The 17,866-nt window shown below is 54.6% G+C and carries 11 protein-coding genes; all 11 read right to left on the bottom strand.

Going from position 1 to position 17,866, the window contains the following annotated elements; genetic code table 11:
• Positions 1 to 9 precede the first annotated feature (9 nt).
• Positions 10 to 1,839, bottom strand: coding sequence for an exodeoxyribonuclease V subunit alpha (gene recD, locus FOB24_RS20495; protein WP_150345391.1), 1,830 nt, complete (start codon positions 1,837 to 1,839; stop codon positions 10 to 12).
• A complete protein-coding gene (recB, locus tag FOB24_RS20500) occupies positions 1,836 to 5,381 on the bottom strand; it encodes an exodeoxyribonuclease V subunit beta (protein WP_150345392.1) in 3,546 nt (1,181 codons plus the stop codon). The genes recD and recB overlap by 4 nt, the downstream gene beginning before the upstream one ends.
• The gene (gene ptrA / locus FOB24_RS20505) at positions 5,374 to 8,262 is read right to left on the bottom strand and encodes a pitrilysin (protein WP_038633297.1); all 2,889 of its coding nucleotides are present in this window, start codon (positions 8,260 to 8,262) and stop codon (positions 5,374 to 5,376) included. The genes recB and ptrA overlap by 8 nt, the downstream gene beginning before the upstream one ends.
• 179 nt (positions 8,263 to 8,441) lie before the next feature.
• On the bottom strand, positions 8,442 to 11,810 hold the full coding sequence (recC, locus tag FOB24_RS20510) for an exodeoxyribonuclease V subunit gamma (RefSeq protein WP_150345393.1): 3,369 nt from the start codon (positions 11,808 to 11,810) through the stop codon (positions 8,442 to 8,444).
• Between the two features lie 12 nt (positions 11,811 to 11,822).
• Complete coding sequence (locus tag FOB24_RS20515; protein ID WP_038633302.1) at positions 11,823 to 12,146, bottom strand: prepilin-type N-terminal cleavage/methylation domain-containing protein; 324 nt, start codon at positions 12,144 to 12,146, stop codon at positions 11,823 to 11,825.
• Complete coding sequence (locus FOB24_RS20520) at positions 12,131 to 12,538, bottom strand: DUF2509 family protein (protein WP_085048798.1); 408 nt, start codon at positions 12,536 to 12,538, stop codon at positions 12,131 to 12,133. The genes FOB24_RS20515 and FOB24_RS20520 overlap by 16 nt, the downstream gene beginning before the upstream one ends.
• A complete protein-coding gene (locus FOB24_RS20525) occupies positions 12,535 to 13,098 on the bottom strand; it encodes a prepilin peptidase-dependent protein (protein WP_150345394.1) in 564 nt (187 codons plus the stop codon). Before FOB24_RS20525 ends, FOB24_RS20520 begins: the two co-directional genes overlap by 4 nt.
• Positions 13,089 to 13,559, bottom strand: a complete 471-nt coding sequence (locus FOB24_RS20530) for a prepilin peptidase-dependent protein (protein ID WP_150345395.1) — start codon at positions 13,557 to 13,559, stop codon at positions 13,089 to 13,091. The genes FOB24_RS20525 and FOB24_RS20530 overlap by 10 nt, the downstream gene beginning before the upstream one ends.
• A gap of 184 nt (positions 13,560 to 13,743) precedes the next feature.
• The gene (gene thyA / locus FOB24_RS20535) at positions 13,744 to 14,538 is read right to left on the bottom strand and encodes a thymidylate synthase (RefSeq protein WP_038633316.1); all 795 of its coding nucleotides are present in this window, start codon (positions 14,536 to 14,538) and stop codon (positions 13,744 to 13,746) included.
• A gap of 6 nt (positions 14,539 to 14,544) precedes the next feature.
• A complete protein-coding gene (gene lgt, locus FOB24_RS20540; protein ID WP_038633319.1) occupies positions 14,545 to 15,420 on the bottom strand; it encodes a prolipoprotein diacylglyceryl transferase in 876 nt (291 codons plus the stop codon).
• A gap of 188 nt (positions 15,421 to 15,608) precedes the next feature.
• Positions 15,609 to 17,855 carry a phosphoenolpyruvate--protein phosphotransferase gene (ptsP, locus tag FOB24_RS20545; protein ID WP_038633322.1) on the bottom strand — a complete coding sequence of 749 codons (2,247 nt, stop codon included), beginning with the start codon at positions 17,853 to 17,855 and terminating at the stop codon, positions 15,609 to 15,611.
• Positions 17,856 to 17,866 lie beyond the last annotated feature (11 nt).

Raw genomic sequence — 17,866 nt, forward strand, 5'->3', positions numbered from 1 at the left:
GGCCTACAGCTACATCATGCCGTCATTAAATAATGCTGATAGCCCGCTGCGGCGTTCGGTACGCATGACAATTGCCCCGCCCAATATTCGTTCATCGGCATACAGCGACAGACGGCGGCGCGCGCGGGTTACGGCGGTATAGACCAGCTCGCGGGTAACCACGGGGGAATGCTGGCTGGGTAAAATCAGCGCCGCATGATCAAACTCAGAGCCCTGCGATTTATGTACCGTCATCGCCCAGGTGGTTTCATGCTCAGGCAAGCGGCTGGGTTGCACCGACTTAATCGAACCGTCCGGCAGCGCAAACCACACCCTCAGCCCTTGTCCGCGATCGAGGGCAATGCCAATATCACCGTTAAATAATCCCAGCGAACTGTCATTGCGCGAAATCATCACCGGTCTTCCCTCATACCAACGACTGTGCGTCGAACGGTGAATTTTACGTTTTTGCGCCATCACCTGCTCAATGCGCTCATTCAAACCGCCTACGCCAAACGGGCCTTCCCGCAAAGCGCACAGCAGCTGATACTCATTGAAGGCCTGAATGATGGCATCCGGCGCGGCGCCCTCATGCAGTAAATCCAGGTAGTGCCCATAACCTGCCAGCGCCTCATCCAGCATCGCGGCGTAATCTTCACTGCTGCGTAACGTGCGTTTTTCGATATCGCTGAATCCCTGCTGGAAAACCGTTTTTACCGCAGCTTTGTCACCGCGATTAATCGCAGCAGCCAATTGACCGATCCCAGAATCACTGCCGAAACGATAGCTTTTTTGCAGCAGACACAAGCTGTCACGCAACGCCGCCGCCTGAGTACCCGTTCCCGCCGGAATAGCGCTCCCGGTCAGGCGACTAAGCTGCCGGGCACGTTCCGGGGTAAATCCTTCGCTGACAAAAGCACAAATATCCCCGAGCACCGCCCCCGCCTCGACGGAGGCGAGCTGGTCACGATCGCCGAGAAAAATCACCCGCCCGTGCGGCGGCAGGGCATCGATAAGGCGCGACATCATCGGCAAATCAATCATTGAAGCTTCATCCACCACCAGCACATCCACATGCAGCGGATTCCCCGCGTGATGACGCAAGCGCTGGCTGCCGGGCTGAGCGCCTAATAACCGATGCAGCGTACTGGCATCATCGGGAATGCGTTGCTTTTGCTCATCGGTAAGCGGCAGTTCTCGCAACGCCGCTCCCAGCGAGGCGGTCAGACGCGCAGCCGCTTTTCCCGTTGGCGCCGCCAGACGAATACGGCAGCGTTCACCGTCCGCCATCTGGATCAACGCCGCCAAAAGTCTCGCGACCGTTGTCGTTTTTCCAGTGCCCGGCCCGCCGGAGATCACTGATATACGGCGGGTCAGCGCCACAGCAGCGGCCACCTTTTGCCAGTTAACGCCTTCCGATGATGGAAACAGCGCCTCCAGCGTGTCAGTCAGCCGTTGTTCATCCACCTCAATGGCATGGTTAACTTCACTGAAAAAACGCGCCACCGCGCGTTCGTTATGCCACATGCGGTTCAGATACAGGCGATCGCCGTACAGCACCAGCGGGGTCGGTTGCTCGCCACGGCTTACTGCCCCGGAGGCCAGCAAACATTCCGCCCAGTCTTCAGGCTCGCCCATCTCAGCAAGCCAGGCGCTTAACAAAGGATGAGCATCTTCGCGTAAGGATAATCGCGAAAGCGGTAAGCAGACGTGCCCTTCTCCCGCTTCGCGGCTGAGCAATGCCGCAGCCAGCGCAACCGCAGGATTACCATTTCCGGCCACTGCCAGCGCAAACTGGGCATCCAGAGGCCGGAGCTGTTTTTGTTCAACGGCTTCCAGTAATCGTTTCTGGATTGTCATGACATCTCCTCCAGCTCCGCACCAGCAAACATCTCATCCATCAAAGCGATCAATTCTCCGTCTGGTCGGGTGGCGTAAATTCCCTGCTGCGGATCCTCGCCATCAACGCCGCGCAGGAAAAGATAGATAACGCCGCCAAAATGGCGTTCATAGTCATAATCAGCAATGCGATGGCGTAAGTAGCGATGCAGCGCCAGGGTATAAAGTTGATATTGCAGGTCGTAGCGATGCGCCTGCATGGCTGAGGCCATCGCCTGCTGCGTGTAGGCTGCGCTGTCTTCACCCAGCCAGTTAGATTTGTAATCAAGCAGGTAATAACGCCCCTGATGACGAAACACCAGGTCAATAAACCCTTTTAGCATGCCGCGTACCTGCATAAAATCCAACGCAGAGCAGCCCGCTGAGAGCGGATCGTATTTACGGATCAACGCATCAAGTCGGCTGGCCATCAGCGGCTGCGAAATCGGCAGATAAAACTCCATCTCCACCTGTTTTTCACGGGCGGAAAGTTGGCTCAAACTGACGCCCGTCTCGTTAAGAGGCGCCTGCAAAATGGCGTCCAGCCATGCGGTCAAAACCGGCGTCCAATGCGCGTCATAACCGCCCAAGGCCAGTTTTTCCTCGACCCAATGCGGATCTACCGGTTGGGTAAAATCAAGGTCCTCAAACAGGCTATGCAAAAACGTGCCCGGCGAGGCGCCGCGCGGAAATTGATGCGGGGTGAGTCCTGACTCCGCAATGACCTCGCCAACGCCTGCGGCATCAACATCCAGGCGCGGGATCAGATCCTGCGCGATTCCATGTCCGCGCTGTTGCAGGCCGGAATAACTGGTCACGCGCCAGCCATCGCCGGGGGTGCGTTGCAATGTTCTCGCACTCAATGTGGCGCTGACCGGCTGTGCAACCTGCCAGCGCTCACCGTCAGGTTGACCTGGCGTCAGGCAGGCAATATCGTCGCAACCCAGCGCGTCAATCGCGCCACGCAGTCCCACGGCATCCATTGGCTCACCTTTTTGCAACAGACGACCAAGGGCGCTCTGATGCACATCGGTATCCCCTTTTTTATCGCCCCGACGACGTATCAACGGCGCAACGCCAAGGCTGCAGTGCCATACCGAACGGGTTAGCGCAACGTAGAGCAAGCGCAGGTCTTCCGCCAGGCGTTCAGCCTCTGCCAGCTCAACGCTCTCCCTGGCGTCACTGAGGTCCAGTACCGCTTCAAAGGAGCTGCGATCGTGGTAGAACGCCTGATCCTGGACGCGGAAATTCGTGATAAACGGCAGCCAGACCAGCGGGTATTCCAGCCCTTTCGATTTATGAATAGTCACGATTTGTACCAGATGCTTGTCGCTTTCCAGTCTGAGCTGCTGGCTTGACGCATTGCTGTCCGGTTCAAGAATATGCTGGGACAACCAGCGCACCAGCGCATGCTCGCTTTCCAGTTGCGATCCCGCTTCCTGGAGCAGTTCGCTGATATGTAAAATATCGGTTAGACGGCGTTCGCCCCCTGCCGTCGCCAGCAGGTTTTCCGCAATCTGGCGATTTGTCATCAGCGCACGCAGCATCGGCATGACGCCGCGTTTATGCCAGATTTGACGATAGCCGTCGAATTCTTCAACTACCGCATCCCAGGCATTCTCATCGTTATTTAATGCTTCAATATCCTGCGCATTCAGCCCCATCATTGAGGTCGCCAGCGCGCTACGCAGTGTGTTTTCCCGTTCCGGCGTCATCACCGCTTGCAGCATCCACAGCAATTCCTGCGCTTCCAGCGTTTCAAATACGCTGTCACGGTTCGAAAGGTAGACGGAGGGAATCGCCAGTTGCGTCAGGGCATCGCGGACCAGCGCCGCCTCCTGGCGGCTACGAACCAGTACGCTGATGTCTGAGGCGCGTACCGGCCTGGATGCTTTACCGCTGACCAGTTGCGCATCACCAGAGTGTCCGGCCTTCAGCCAGTCGCGAATTTGCGTCGCGCACACCTGCGCCATGTAGTTCTGGTAGTCGCCTACGCCACAACTTTCCCCTTCCATCAGCCACATACTCATTGCGGGCTGCGTTTCACCATGTAAAACAAACCGCAGCGACTGGTTTTTCTCTGCAAATTTTACCGGGCTAAAGGGGATTTCGCGGAACATAAAGGCGTCGTCCATCTGGCTGAAAAGCGTATTCACGCTATTGACCATGCCGGGGGCAGAACGCCAGTTGGTATCGAGCGTATAGTGTGCGCTGACTTCGCTGCGCGCCTTCATATAGGTGAAAATATCCGCGCCGCGAAACGCATAAATAGCCTGTTTGGGATCGCCAATCAACAGCAGCGCGGTCTCTGGCTGATGCTGCCAGATCCGGCGGAATATGCGGTACTGCTGCGGATCGGTATCCTGAAATTCATCGATCATCGCGACCGGGAAACGGGTACGGATAGCCGCCGCCAGCGCATCGCCGCTGTCACTGCGCAACGCCGCATCCAGACGGCTGAGCATATCGTCAAAGCCAAGCTCGCCGCGTCGACGCTTCTCCTCAGCAACAGCGGAACGGATCTCCGCCAGCGCCCGGGTGATCACCAGATCGCGGAGAGTTAACGGTTCGCTAAGTAGTTCATCAATGGCGACGAAAAGCGGGTGCTGAGGCGTTACGCCCCCCGCTTTGGTGCGCTCTTGCAGAAAACGCTGTGAGAATTTCTCCAGCGCGTCAGGAAGCTGGTAACTCTGGGTTTCTTCCTGTGCCCATGCGCTGATCTTTTCGATCCACTTGCTCTGGTTACCGCGATTGAATTTACGTCGGTCGATCCCTGAGGCTTCCAGCAGACCGTCCAGCTCATCAACAGAGCCGCGCCATTGCTGCTTAATCCGGTTAATGCGGGCGAGAATTTGTTCGTGTCGGGAGGCCAGCGTTTCGTCATCGGACGGGGGAGCCTTGATCACCGGCGCTTCGCCCTGCAGATAGCGATCGATATCCCTCAATAGCGCCTGAGGACCTTTCCACGTTTCAAAAATGACCTGCGCAATGTCGCGGGACAACGGATAGCAATGCCGCCGCCAGAAGTCCGCGCACGCCTGATAACGCAGCAGTGATTCGTCTTCAATCAGTTGCTGTTCAAACAGCATGCCTGACTCAAAGGCGTTGAGGCTCAGCATGCGCTGACAAAAACCATGAATGGTAAACACCGCCGCTTCATCCATCTGTCTTTCAGCCAATAGTAGCCACTGGGCGGCCTGTTTTTTATCGGCTATTTCGTCTAACAAACGGGCATATAGCGGGTTGTCGGTGGTTTCACGCAGGCAGGCAATGCGCAGCTCATGAATGTTGCTACGAATTCGGCCACGCAGTTCCTCTGTGGCCGCCTCGGTAAAGGTGACCACTAACAGTTCTTCAACGGTCAGAGGACGTGGAAAGGCGGCAGAGCCGCCCAGTCCAAGCAGTAAACGTAAATACAGGGCGGCGATGGTAAAAGTTTTACCGGTGCCCGCAGAGGCTTCAATCAGGCGCTCGCCCGTCAGGGGCAAGCGCAGTGGATCAAGGGACTCAGCGGCATCATTCATTCTTGTCACTCATCAGGGGTAAGGTTTGCTGCAACGCGCTGACGGTCTGCCACACTTTCCAGCCTTCCGGGCGCACGTATTCTGCTTTCCCGTTCTGACTGCCGGAAACCTGTGACAGTATCGCCATGCCTTGCGGCTCAACCACCGCCTGATGGAAGAAGTCGGCAAGTTTTTGCGGCGTCAGCAGTTTAATCTGAGCCACTATTTTATCACGTGAATCGAAGCGCATATTGCCGCGATCAAAATCTTTGCTTAACTGTGAGGCTTCTTCCCCCAGCGTTTGCGGCGCCTGTAGCATTTGCGCAATGATCGCCTGCTGAATTTGTGCAAACTCTTCTGGTTTCATTGCCCGCAGCTTCGCTTCCGCCGTCGGGAAAAATGCTTTATAACGCTCCCAGAGGTAAGACGGTTGCTTATCACTGCTTTGTAACAGGAACCCCATCCCCCACTGACGCCCAACGCTCATCGGGAAAGCAAATACGGCATAGCCTAACTGCTCTTCAGTACGCAGTTGGTTGTAGAACCACGGCTGAACAATTTGCCCTAACATGGCGCTGTAGGCTGAACTGCTGTATTCGTCATAGCCAGTTGGCACAAATACCGCCGCCAGCGCAGAATCCGTGCTGCTGCCCGCTTTCTCAAAGATGACGGACTGCTTCTTGTCCACGACCACTTCTTTGTTCCGGCACCACTGCGAGCCCTTCGCGCCAAGCTGTTTCTGAATATCCTGCGCCATGGTTGTAGCCTGAGCTTTGCTCATATTACCCACCACCAGGAACTCAGGCCGCGCCCCCGCTTTTAACGCATCGCGGTAGGACATCACCTCTTGCAACGTAATGGATGGCAATAGCGCGCGACGTTCATCGCGTGAGAAATAGGGCACCTGAGACAGCATTTGCACCGGCATAATCGCCTGATCGTAGGCTTTACCTTTTTCCGCAGAGTCCATCATCTGGGCGTACCAAGATTTCGCCTGTGCAAGTTGTTCATCCGTTGAGGTGTAGCTGAAATAACCGCTCAATAACGCCTGAAAAAGCTGCGGCAGACGTTGAGTGTAACCGTTAGCGTTAAGCATCAGACCATTGTTAGCGTTGGTCGAAAAACCTATTCCCCCCACCGATGCCTGGTTGCTTAACTGATCGAGCGCGATTCCCGCCAGGTAATCGTTCAGGGCGAATAATACCTGGTTGCGCGCGCTGTCCATCGCTTTCGGGTTACGCAGGATCACGCTGACATCAGCCTTCGGCTCGCTGGCAAAATACTGGCTCGGCGCATACACCACGCGCAAATCCGGCTCATCGACGATCAGTTCCGGGTGAGCGTATTTTTTATCCGCTTTGATCAGCGTGAAATCATCCGGAATGTAGGGGTTCAGCTCTGGCAAAGACAGCGCAATGCCCTGTGCTTTTTGCTGCCAGTCAGCAAAGGTTTTGTCGCTGATTTTGTCCACCTGATAAGGCGCATCGACAAAATAAGCGGTTTTATTATGCGGTTCTTTCGCGCTGATATACCAGATACGCGCATTCTGCGGCGTCATCATTGCCAGACGTTGCGCAATGGCTTGCGCATCATATTGGTCGGCAATATTCACCGCATCCAACGTATGCTCGACGGGAACGCGGATCATGGTATCAGCCAGCCATTCCACGTAGTCCATATCACGAGTGATTGAAGGATAACGGAAATCGAGATCCAGCACGTGCGCCAGTTCGTTAAAGTAGCGTTTATCGACGCCTTTCTCACGTAACAGATTGAGATAGCTAAAGATAGCCGCAACAACTTCATCGCGGTTTGCCAATCCTTTGTCGGTTAACGTCGCAGAAATGGCTAACACCCCGCTGTTGCCATTCACCACCGGATCGGAATCGGCGCGAATGCCCTCCACCAGCCCCTGTTTTTGCAGCCAGTCGGACAGCGTACCAGGACTACGATTGCCAATCAGGTAGGTTATCAGTTCATCAGTTTTACTGCGGAACTTTGCGCTGTTGTTATCGATACGAAACTCGACGCGCAGGACTTTGCGCGGCATTGCCGGCACATAGTGGATGATGATGCCTTTCTGCGCGTCGGTGACAACCGGTACGGTGATTTCCGGTTTTTCGATATTTCTGTTCGGTACGCGGCCGAAAGTATCAGCGGCTATCCGCGCCAACTCTGGCAGTGGTTTATTACTATAAATCACCGCCTTCATCAGGTTCGCGGAGTAGTACTTTTCATGAAATTTTTGTAAGGCCAGCACCACCGGGTTACCCGGTTTATCGCTTAATGTCTCCAGATTTCCGCCGGAGAAACGCGAGCCAGGGTGCGCCGGGTTGATCGTCTCAGCGCTAACCTGCGCCATACGCATCCCATCCCGGGTACGCGCCAGCGTCAGCTCGGAGTTCACCGCGTTACGCTCGCGATCGGCATATTTTTTATCCAGCAACGGATCGGCGATCGCGTCCGCCAGTCGATCCACTGCCCCCACCAGCGCGTCGTTTTCGACTTCAAGATAAAAAGCCGTACGGTAAGGCGCTGTGCTGGCATTGTGGCTGCCGCCATGCATTTTCAGGAATTCAGCCAGGCTGTCGGGCTGCGGGTATTTTTTCGAGCCCATCAGACACATGTGTTCGAGATAATGCGCCAGCCCCTGATGATCGTCCGGATCTTCCAGCGAGCCAACAGGCACCACCAGTGCAGAAAGGGATTTCACGGCCTGCGGATCGGATACCAGCAACACGACCATGCCGTTATCAAGGCGCACGGCCTGATACTGGCGGGTATCTTTATCGCTTTTACGGATGGTTTCAGCTAAAGGCTGCCAACCGGTATCTGCCTGACTTACGGGAACCCAAAGGGCGACGAACAACAGTAATGCGCTGAACCAGGTGCTGCGGGGCATTCACAAACCTCATCATTAACGTATTCACCTGTTCACTGCAAACCACGTATCAATACGTGGCATGAACAGGGCAAGACTTCGTGCTGAACAAGTCAGCATCTTCTCTTTTTAAGAATCAGTCCGTGACAGAATGCGCATCATAGTGGAAGCCATCAAATTGCGCAATTTTTATACAACCATCAGGACTGGTTAAAGCGAAAAATCGGTAACAGATAGCGCTGTGACTGTAAAACAATGCGTTCCAGCGTCTCGGCATCCAGTTGACGCCACAGGCGTTGATACCAGATATCATCGCCTTCGCCACGAACCATCATGTTGCCTTCATAAGCCTGCAAAAACTTACTGCGCGCTTTTTGCAGCGTATCGTCGTCCTCTAACATGGCATCATTTGCAGCGTCATAACAGGTTTTTATCCATGCGCCGCCGCTTTCCGGTAATACCAGCAATGGCGACGACATGCCTTCCCGATATCCCTCAATGAGCTGCGACAAATACAGCAGCGCCTGTTCTGCCGCCAGTGGAGGGAAACGCCATTCCCCGTCTTTGCGCAGGAACAACCGACTCTCTCCCGTACCGCCACTGGCACAATAGACAAGATGTTCCAGCCAAAGTTGCACTCCCTGGGCAATGCTTATTAATGATGGGCGCCAGCGCAACAAACCGTCCTCTTGCACCTGCGGCAGCCAACCGGTGATTTGCACACCGTTACAGATGAGATCAATCTCCATGCTCTGGCAAGGCTGACGGCAGGCAATAATGCGTTCAGCCAGCGACTGCATCTCCTGACGCTGCGTATCCCACAGAATTTCGCCAAATGACCCATAGGGCAGCACGCCTGCCGCACGAAAACGGCGGAACAGTCGTTCAGCATCGTTCTCTTCAACCAGCGTGTTAAGCAATTGCTGATTAAGCTGATAGCGAGTTAATCCTTCCAGAACAAAAGGTTCAGTTTCCGGGATCTCACTTTCTTCAGAACGAAAGTTGACCTGCAAACGCATCTGAAAAAAGGCCCGTACCGGATGAGACCAAAATCGCTGTAACGTTTCCAGCGTTAACATGGCTGGCATTTCAAAGGGGAGAGGCTGCACAAAATCCGTATGCGCTTTTCCTGACAGGCTCGCCGCAGGCAGCCACTCCCGGGCGTAGCTTTGCTGTTCGCCGGGCTGATAGTTTCGTGCGTCAAAAGGCATGCGGGTATGCAGACGGGTAATGTGCGCTTTTACCCGGGCTTCGCTTTGATCGCAGGTCAACGATTCGTCGCCCGGCAAATAGTGGCTTTGCCCGATGTAATCCATCAGTTCCTGCACCAATACCGACGGGAAGCGTTCGCTGTTATCCTGAATTGAGCGGCCAATGTAGCTGATGTAGAGCGTTTGCTGCGCCGAAATTAATGCTTCGAGGAACAGATAACGGTCATCATCGCGACGGCTGCGATCGCCCCGCATCGGTTTTTGACTCATCAGATCAAAGCCCAGCGGCGCAAGCTGACGCGGATAAACGCCATCGTTCATGCCCAGCAGGCATACAACCTTAAAAGGAATAGAGCGCATCGGCATCAGCGTACAAATGTTAACGGGCCCTGCCAGGAAGCGCTGGCTAATGCGTTCCTGGTCGAGACGCTGCGCCAGCTCATCACGTAGCAAGGAAAGCGGTACGGCATCGCCATACTCAGCCCCCAGTCCTTCAGTAATAATGGCCTGCCACTGCTGTTCAATCAGCGTCATCGCCGCTTCGGTATCCGCATCCGGCAGGAAGAAATCATTAAGCATGTCCCGACAAACAGGCAGCCACTCTTCCAGCGGGCGCTCCTGCGCCAGTCCTCGACGCCAGAGATTAAGCTGCATCAGCAACGAGGCCAGATGCCCTACCAGTTCGGCAATCAAACCGCTCGACTCATCATAGGGCAATACCGATTGCCACTCGCCCTGGGCGCTTTCCATCGCATAGCCGAGCAGCATGCGCGTTAAACCAAATTGCCAGGTATGCTGACCCGTTGGCGGAAGTTCCAGCTCACGCACGTTATCGTCGTCAATTCCCCAGCGAATACCTGATTCATTGACCCACAAACGAAGATAGCGCAGACCATCTTCATCAATATTGAAACGTGCCGCCAGCACGGGTACATCCAGTAATGCCAGCACATCCTCAGAGACAAAACGGCTATCCGGCAGCGACAGCAGACTGATAAAGGCCTGCAAGACGGGATGAGACTGACGCGCCCGACGGTCGGAAATCGCATAGGGTAAGTAACGGTCGGCTGGCGCGCTGCCAAAAACCGCCTGAATGAACGGGCTGTAGCTGTCGATATCCGCCACCATCACGATAATGTCGCGCGGCGTCAGCGTGGGATCTGCTTCCAGCATTGCCAGCAGTCGGTCATGAAGAATTTCCACTTCACGCTGAGGGCTATGGCAGACATGGAAAGTCACGCTGCTGTCGTTCACATCAAGCAGTCGTTTGTTATCGCTCCGGGAATACTCGTCCAGCGTAACGCCCGCCACGGCCCGGCTTTGTAACTCGAGAATATCCGACTGAATGTTATGCAAAAGATTGTCTGGGGTTATATCGACAAACGCATCCAGCTCCTGGCTGTTTTCCAGTTCTGAAAGCAGATAAATATAATCACGTCCCAACTTACCCCACGAGGCCAGCATCGGGTTGCCTACATCCTGCTCACCATCACTGTTAAACAATCCTGCCGCATTCTGAGTATCACGAAACAGCGGTAGGTGACGTTCTTCAAAACTGTGCCGACGCTGACGCGCCAACAGCTTTGCCAGCCAGGCGGGATCTTTAATGTCGCCCCAATAGTAGCGACAAGGGTTGGTAAACAGCAGATGAATATCAATGTGCTTACCCAACGCCTGCAAGGCCTGCAGGTAAACCGGTGGTAGCGCCGAAATTCCGCAAATAAAGACGCGAGAAGGCAGCCCCTGCGGACATTCAGACACATTTTCCAGGGTGTGAATAAATCGCTGATATAAATTGGCGCGATGCCAGCGCGGTTGACCCAGTTCAGCGGTGTATTCCACCAGCGCTTTCCACAACGGAGCCTGCCATGCCTGAGCCTCGCCGAGTCCTTCAATCTGGCGCCCCGCTTCCCACTGCGTTAACCAGTCAGGGCGATAAACTAAATACTGATCGAAAAGGTCCGCCGCGCGAGAGGAAAGCTGAAACAGCTTACGTTTATCGGTGTCGTCCGTCAGATAATTTCGCAGCAGTGCGAAGTCATCGTTATCCAGCAATTGCGGCAGCAGAGTCATTAACTTCCAGCTCATGCTCTGTTTGCTGAACGCGCTCTCTTTCGGGATATCCGGCAGCACGCGCACAAACATATCCCAGATAAAACTCGCGGGTAGCGGGAAATCGATGTTGGCGGCGATACCAAATTTCTGTGCAAGGGTCATCTGTAGCCACTGCGCCATACCGGTGCTTTGCACCAGGATCATTTCCGGCTCAAAGGGATCGTCCAACCGCTCGCGCTCAACGATAAACTCCATTAACGCTTCCAGCACATCCAGACGATTGGAGTGGTAGACCCTTAACATAGCGGCTCCTGACTACTGACGGTTCGGGCAATGCAGACGTGTCATTTGACCTTGCCTGCCCAGAGGTGAAGAAATTTTAACGCTGATGCTGACACATCCTGCTTCCGTTGTCTGCATTCGGTTAACCTGCCAGTTCACAGGTGGTGAAAACGGATACAGCTGGGTTTGCTGCCAGGCGTGACGCCAGAGTTGCTGATACTGGTTTCTGACGATAAAACTGTTCATCAACGCCCGCTGGTATCCCGATAGCGCAGTCACAACCATGATCATCAGCACCATTGCCAGCATCACTTCCGGCAGGCTAAAACCACGTTGTCTGTTCAGGGAGTCTGACATAACGCTACCGCCTTTAACGGACAAAAATCGCTCCAGCCATGCGCCGAAAATTCGATATTGCCATCGATAACCGCTCCCTGACGCCATAACGATACCCCTTCATAATGCGCAATAAGCAGCACGGAAGTCTCAGTAAGTCGTCGCAGGCAAACCGCGACATCCTGCCCGGTATAACGCCGACACTGTAAAGCCGGTTGTAAGCCCCAGGACTGCATGCGTCCCCATTCGATGGCGGATTGCACTACCGCCTGCCGTTGCAAAGACCGACTTTCCGTTGTAACACGCGATGCAAAACTCGTTTCTTGTCGGCTAACACCCTGCAATAACAGGCTGCCGAGCACCAGAAGTAGCAGGACCATCGCCAGGGACGAAACACCTCGCTCACTATTCACAGGTTGAAACCTGTCACACTGTAAAAGGCTTCAATGACTTTTTGCGGTTCGACGTTGCTCACTCCACGCAAACGCAACGTAAGGAGTGGTTGAAATCCGCGAATATTCAGGCGCTCAACCTTAAACGCCTGAATCTCTATCGTGGCTGGATCGGTCATTTTCTCCCACCCTTTGCCATTACAACTCGTTGCTCCTCGCTGGGTCTCCAGGACTTTGTCCTGTAAACGAAATCCGATGGTATCGGACTCTTTCGCGGGAACGCTCTCCCAGATGCCGTTACTGTTGGCATCCCAACGGGCAATGACACAGTCACCCTTAGCCGATATCACCAGTCCCTCTCCGACACAGCTTCCCCGGCAATACCCTGCCCGCTGAAGATGTTTTGCCACGGTATAGACCCGCTGCCATATTTCATCCTCCAGCGCTAGCTGGCGCGTATTGCGCAGGATCTCTCGCTGCAGAGCGGGTAAAAATCGCGCTGCGCTAAGCAGTAAAATGCTGCTAATGACCATAGCAATGAGCACCTCCAGCAGTGAAAAACCCTGCTCGTTTACAGACATGACCTGGCCTCATCGCGCTCGCAAAGCCTGATCCGCCCCCAGCCTGATACCACCACGCGCCATTCGCCTGCCGCATTTTTCAGACGAATATGTCCAGCCCATGCCGTATTGCGCAGCCCATAAAAGGCCAGTGAAGGCGTTATCTCTGCCATTTCGACATCGTCCCAGCGCGGTGCAAACACCAGCGGTGAAGTCGGTTTACACCCGTCTTGTAAAGCCGCAGAACTGACCAGACACCACGATGGCCCATCCTCCATCACGCTTATCACGTTATCGCGGTTACGCCAGTTAGCATCTTCACGTAATTGCAGCAGGTAGTCCCGCACCTGACAGGCGGTCTGCCACAGGCGCTGTTGTTGTTGCCAGGACTGCCAGCCATACAACCCGGACGCGCCAAGCGCCGCGACAATCAGCATCGCAATCAGGGTTTCGAGAAACGTGTAGCCTTGTTGTTTGTTCATGCCGCCAGTATGGCGTGAGGAAAATGAATAACGAGCGGGAAATTCGGTTTCTACGGCGAGCTACGGGGAATATTTGACGCGTTGCAGAGCGTTGCAATATTTCAGGAACCCGCGCCGAAGAATGAAATGACAGACAAAAAAAACCGACGCGCGAAGGCGTCGGTTGTGACAGCATCAAGCCCGGTTAGATAGCTACTGGCGCTTTAATACCGGGATGTGGATCGTAGCCTTCGATTTCGAAATCTTCGAAGCGATAATCAAAGATAGATTCAGGCTTACGTTTGATGATCAGCTTCGGCAACGCGCGCGGTTCGCGGCTAAGCTGCAGATGCGTTTGATCCATATGATTGCTGTACAGGTGCGTGTCGCCGCCGGTCCAGACAAAATCACCCACTTCAAGGTCGCACTGCTGCGCCATCATGTGTACCAGTAAGGCGTAGCTGGCAATGTTGAATGGCAGACCGAGGAACACATCGCACGAACGTTGATACAGCTGGCAAGAGAGCTTGCCATCCGCCACATAGAACTGGAAGAAAGCATGGCACGGCGCCAGCGCCATCTTATCCAGCTCACCGACGTTCCATGCGGAAACGATGATGCGTCGAGAGTCCGGGTCATTTTTCAGCTGGTTTAGCACCGTGGTGATCTGGTCAATATGGCGACCGTCCGGCGTTGGCCACGCGCGCCACTGTTTGCCATAAACCGGGCCTAAATTACCGTTTTCATCCGCCCATTCATCCCAGATTGAGACATTGTTTTCATGCAGGTAGGCAACGTTAGTGTCACCCTGCAAAAACCACAGCAGCTCATGAATGATCGAGCGTAAATGGCAGCGTTTAGTCGTAACCAGCGGGAACCCTTCCTGCAGATTAAAACGCATCTGATGACCAAAAATGGAAAGCGTTCCGGTTCCGGTACGGTCGTTTTTCTTTGTGCCTTCATCCAGCACTTTTTGCATCAGTTCTAAATACTGTTTCATGGTTCCTCAGGAAACGTGTTGCTGTGGGCTACGGCGGTACGCCCAAACCATCATAATAATGCCTGCGACAATCATCGGGATAGAAAGGATCTGTCCCATGCTGATGTACTGCACCCAGGTGCCGGTAAACTGTGCGTCAGGCTGGCGGAAGAATTCAACGATAATACGAAACGCGCCATAACCAATCAGGAACAGACCGGACACCGCACCCATAGGACGCGGCTTGCGAATGTACAGGTTCAGAATGATAAACAGTACAACCCCTTCCAGCGCCATCTCATAAAGCTGCGAGGCGTGACGCGGCAGCGAGCCGTAGGTATCAAAAATGGACTGCCACTGCGGGTTGGTTTGCAGCAGTAAAATATCTTCGGTACGGGAGCCCGGGAACAGCATGGCATACTTGAAGTTCGGGTCGACGCGTCCCCACAGTTCACCGTTGATAAAGTTGCCCAGACGCCCTGCGCCCAGACCAAACGGGATCAGCGGAGCGATGAAATCAGAAACCTGGAAGAACGAACGCTTGGTGCGTCTGGCGAAGATAATCATCACCAGAATCACACCGATAAGCCCGCCGTGGAAGGACATGCCGCCATCCCAGACGCGGAACAGATACAGCGGATTATCGAGGAACAATGGGAAGTTATAGAACAGTACGTAACCAATACGTCCGCCGAGGAAAACCCCGAGGAAGCCTGCATACAGTAAGTTTTCTACTTCATTTTTAGTCCAGCCACTGCCCGGACGATTAGCACGGCGCGTCGCCAGCCACATCGCGAAAATAAAACCCACCAAATACATCAAGCCGTACCAGTGAAGCGCGACGGGTCCGATTGAGAAAATGACCGGATCGAAATCCGGAAAATGCAGATAGCTACTGGTCATCTGTCACCACAAGTTCTTGTTATTTCGCTGAAGTCAGACAGCAATTGATAAGCGCGCCTGCATAAAGCAGGCGCTCCAAAGGTGCGAATGATAGCACAAGGGGATCGCAGCGGATGCCGGGAAGATGTAAAAGATCTGTATAGGTAATCTTTCCCCCGTAATGCCTGACAGCGTTACGCTTATCAGGCCTACAGTCCCCCGCGAATCAGCCCCCCCATACCGCGGCGCTCCATAAAGGCCGCCACCTGATGGCGTACTTCTGCCGCCATCTGCGCTTCCAGGCTGCGCTGAGCCAGCGTTTGCGCCTCGCCAAAATCGATATGGCGCAGCAGATATTTAACGCGAGCCACGGATCGACCGTTCATTGATAAATGACGGAAACCCAGGCCGATCAGAATGGCCACGCACATCGGATCGCCCGCCATTTCACCGCATAAGCGCAAATCGATACCGCTTCTTTCGGCTTCTTGCGCAATCATCGCCAGCGCACGTAACATCCCCGGATGCAGGCTGTCATAAATGCTGGCCACCCGCGTATTGTTACGATCAACGGCCAGAATGTATTGGGTGAGATCGTTGGTTCCGACCGAGATAAAGTCTATCCGGTTAGCCAGATGCGGCAACATAAACACCATCGACGGAACTTCCAGCATGATGCCGATGCGCGGTTTCGGGATTGCGTAACCGATCATCTCTTCCACTTCGCGTCCGGCGCGTTCAATCAGGCGTCGCGCTTCGTCCACTTCATCAATACTGGTCACCATCGGCAGTAAAATGCTCAGGTTACCGGTTGCCGCGTTTGCACGCAGCATGGCCCGGACCTGGATCAAAAAGATCTCCGGTTGATCGAGCGTAATGCGGATCCCACGCCAGCCAAGGCATGGGTTCTCTTCACTGATCGGCATGTAGGGCAGCTGTTTATCGGCCCCGACATCCAGCGTCCGCAGAGTCACCGGCTTGTCGTTAAACATTTGCAGCATCCCTTGATACTGCGCAACCTGTTCTTCTTCCGAAGGAAAGCCGCTTTGCAGCATGAAAGGAATTTCTGTGCGATACAGACCAATGCCATCGATCCGACTGCCCAGCTTCTCTTCATGTTCCGGGCTGAGGCCCGCATTGAGCATCACCTTCACGCGCTCGCCGCTTTTTAACTGCGCCGGTTGGTTAACGTCATCTTCCGCCAGGCGGCTCAGCTCGATCTCTTCACTGATAAGGCGCTGGTATTCCTGGACCAATACCGGTTCCGGATCGACCAGCACTTCGCCACGATAACCATCCACCACCAACGTTCGACGGTGTAGTACTGACGGCTGGATATCAGCCCCCATGACGGTCGGAATACCCAGCGCACGCACCATAATCGCCGCATGAGAGTTGGCTGCGCCGTCCCGGACAACCACGCCGACTAACCGGTCCTGGGGAAGTTCCGCCAGCGTCGTAGCGGAAAGCTCATCCGCCACCAGCACAAAACGTTCCGGCCAGGCATTCGGTCCCTGGATCGAGTCGTCAAGATGGAACAGCAGACGCTGGCCCAGCGCGCGTAAATCTCCGGCCCGCTCTTTGAGATAGTTATCGCTCAGCGCGGCAAACTGTTCGGCAAATTTTTCGATGATCGTTTTAACGGCCCACTCAGCCACCGAGCCGTTATCCACTTCCGCAAACAGTTCGCGGCGCAGACGGGTATCGGAAAGCAGGTGCGAGTAGAGATCAAAGATCGCCGCCGTTTCTTTCTGCGCCCCGGCGGTAAAGCGTTTGCTGTAACGGCGGAATTCGTTCGCCGCCTCTTCCAGCGCGCCGGTCAGCCGCTCGCGTTCAAGCACCGGGTCCAGCGTTGAAGCCTGATAGACCTGCTCCATCAGCGGTAGCGTTGCATCCTGCCAGCCTTCGGCAATGGCTACGCCGGGAGCGGCAGGCAATGCACGGATACGCGTTTGCCGGTATTGGCCGAACAGTGCGTTCAGTTGTGACTGGGAAAGTATGGCCGCCATTTGCGTGGCGAGCGTCACCAGGAAAGACTCTTCGCTTTCGTCGTACTGACGTAATTCACGCTGCTGCACCACCAGCACACCTAACAGCTGACGACGCTGAATAATCGGTACGCCTAAGAACGCACGAAAGCGCTCTTCTTTTACCGAAGGGATGTATTTAAAGCTGGGATGTTTTTGCGCATCGGCGAGGTTGATAGGTTCCGCCAGCCTGCCAACCAGGCCAACGATACCTTCATCAAACGCGAGTGCGACGGTGCGACCACGTGGTTTTTTCAGACCTCGTGTCGCCATGAGGTAATAACAACGTCGGTCGTGATCGGCCAGATAGACCGAGCAGACCTCTGTATCCATCGCAAGACAGATGTCGGTAACCAGTATATTGAGCGCCTCATTAAGACGCGGAGCACTGGCCACCTTTTCGACTATTTCGCGCAGGCGGGTGAGCATAATTTGCGTAG

The sequence above is a fragment of the Citrobacter werkmanii genome (genome assembly GCF_008693645.1).
In the GTDB taxonomy this organism is placed as follows: Bacteria; Pseudomonadota; Gammaproteobacteria; order Enterobacterales; family Enterobacteriaceae; genus Citrobacter; species Citrobacter werkmanii.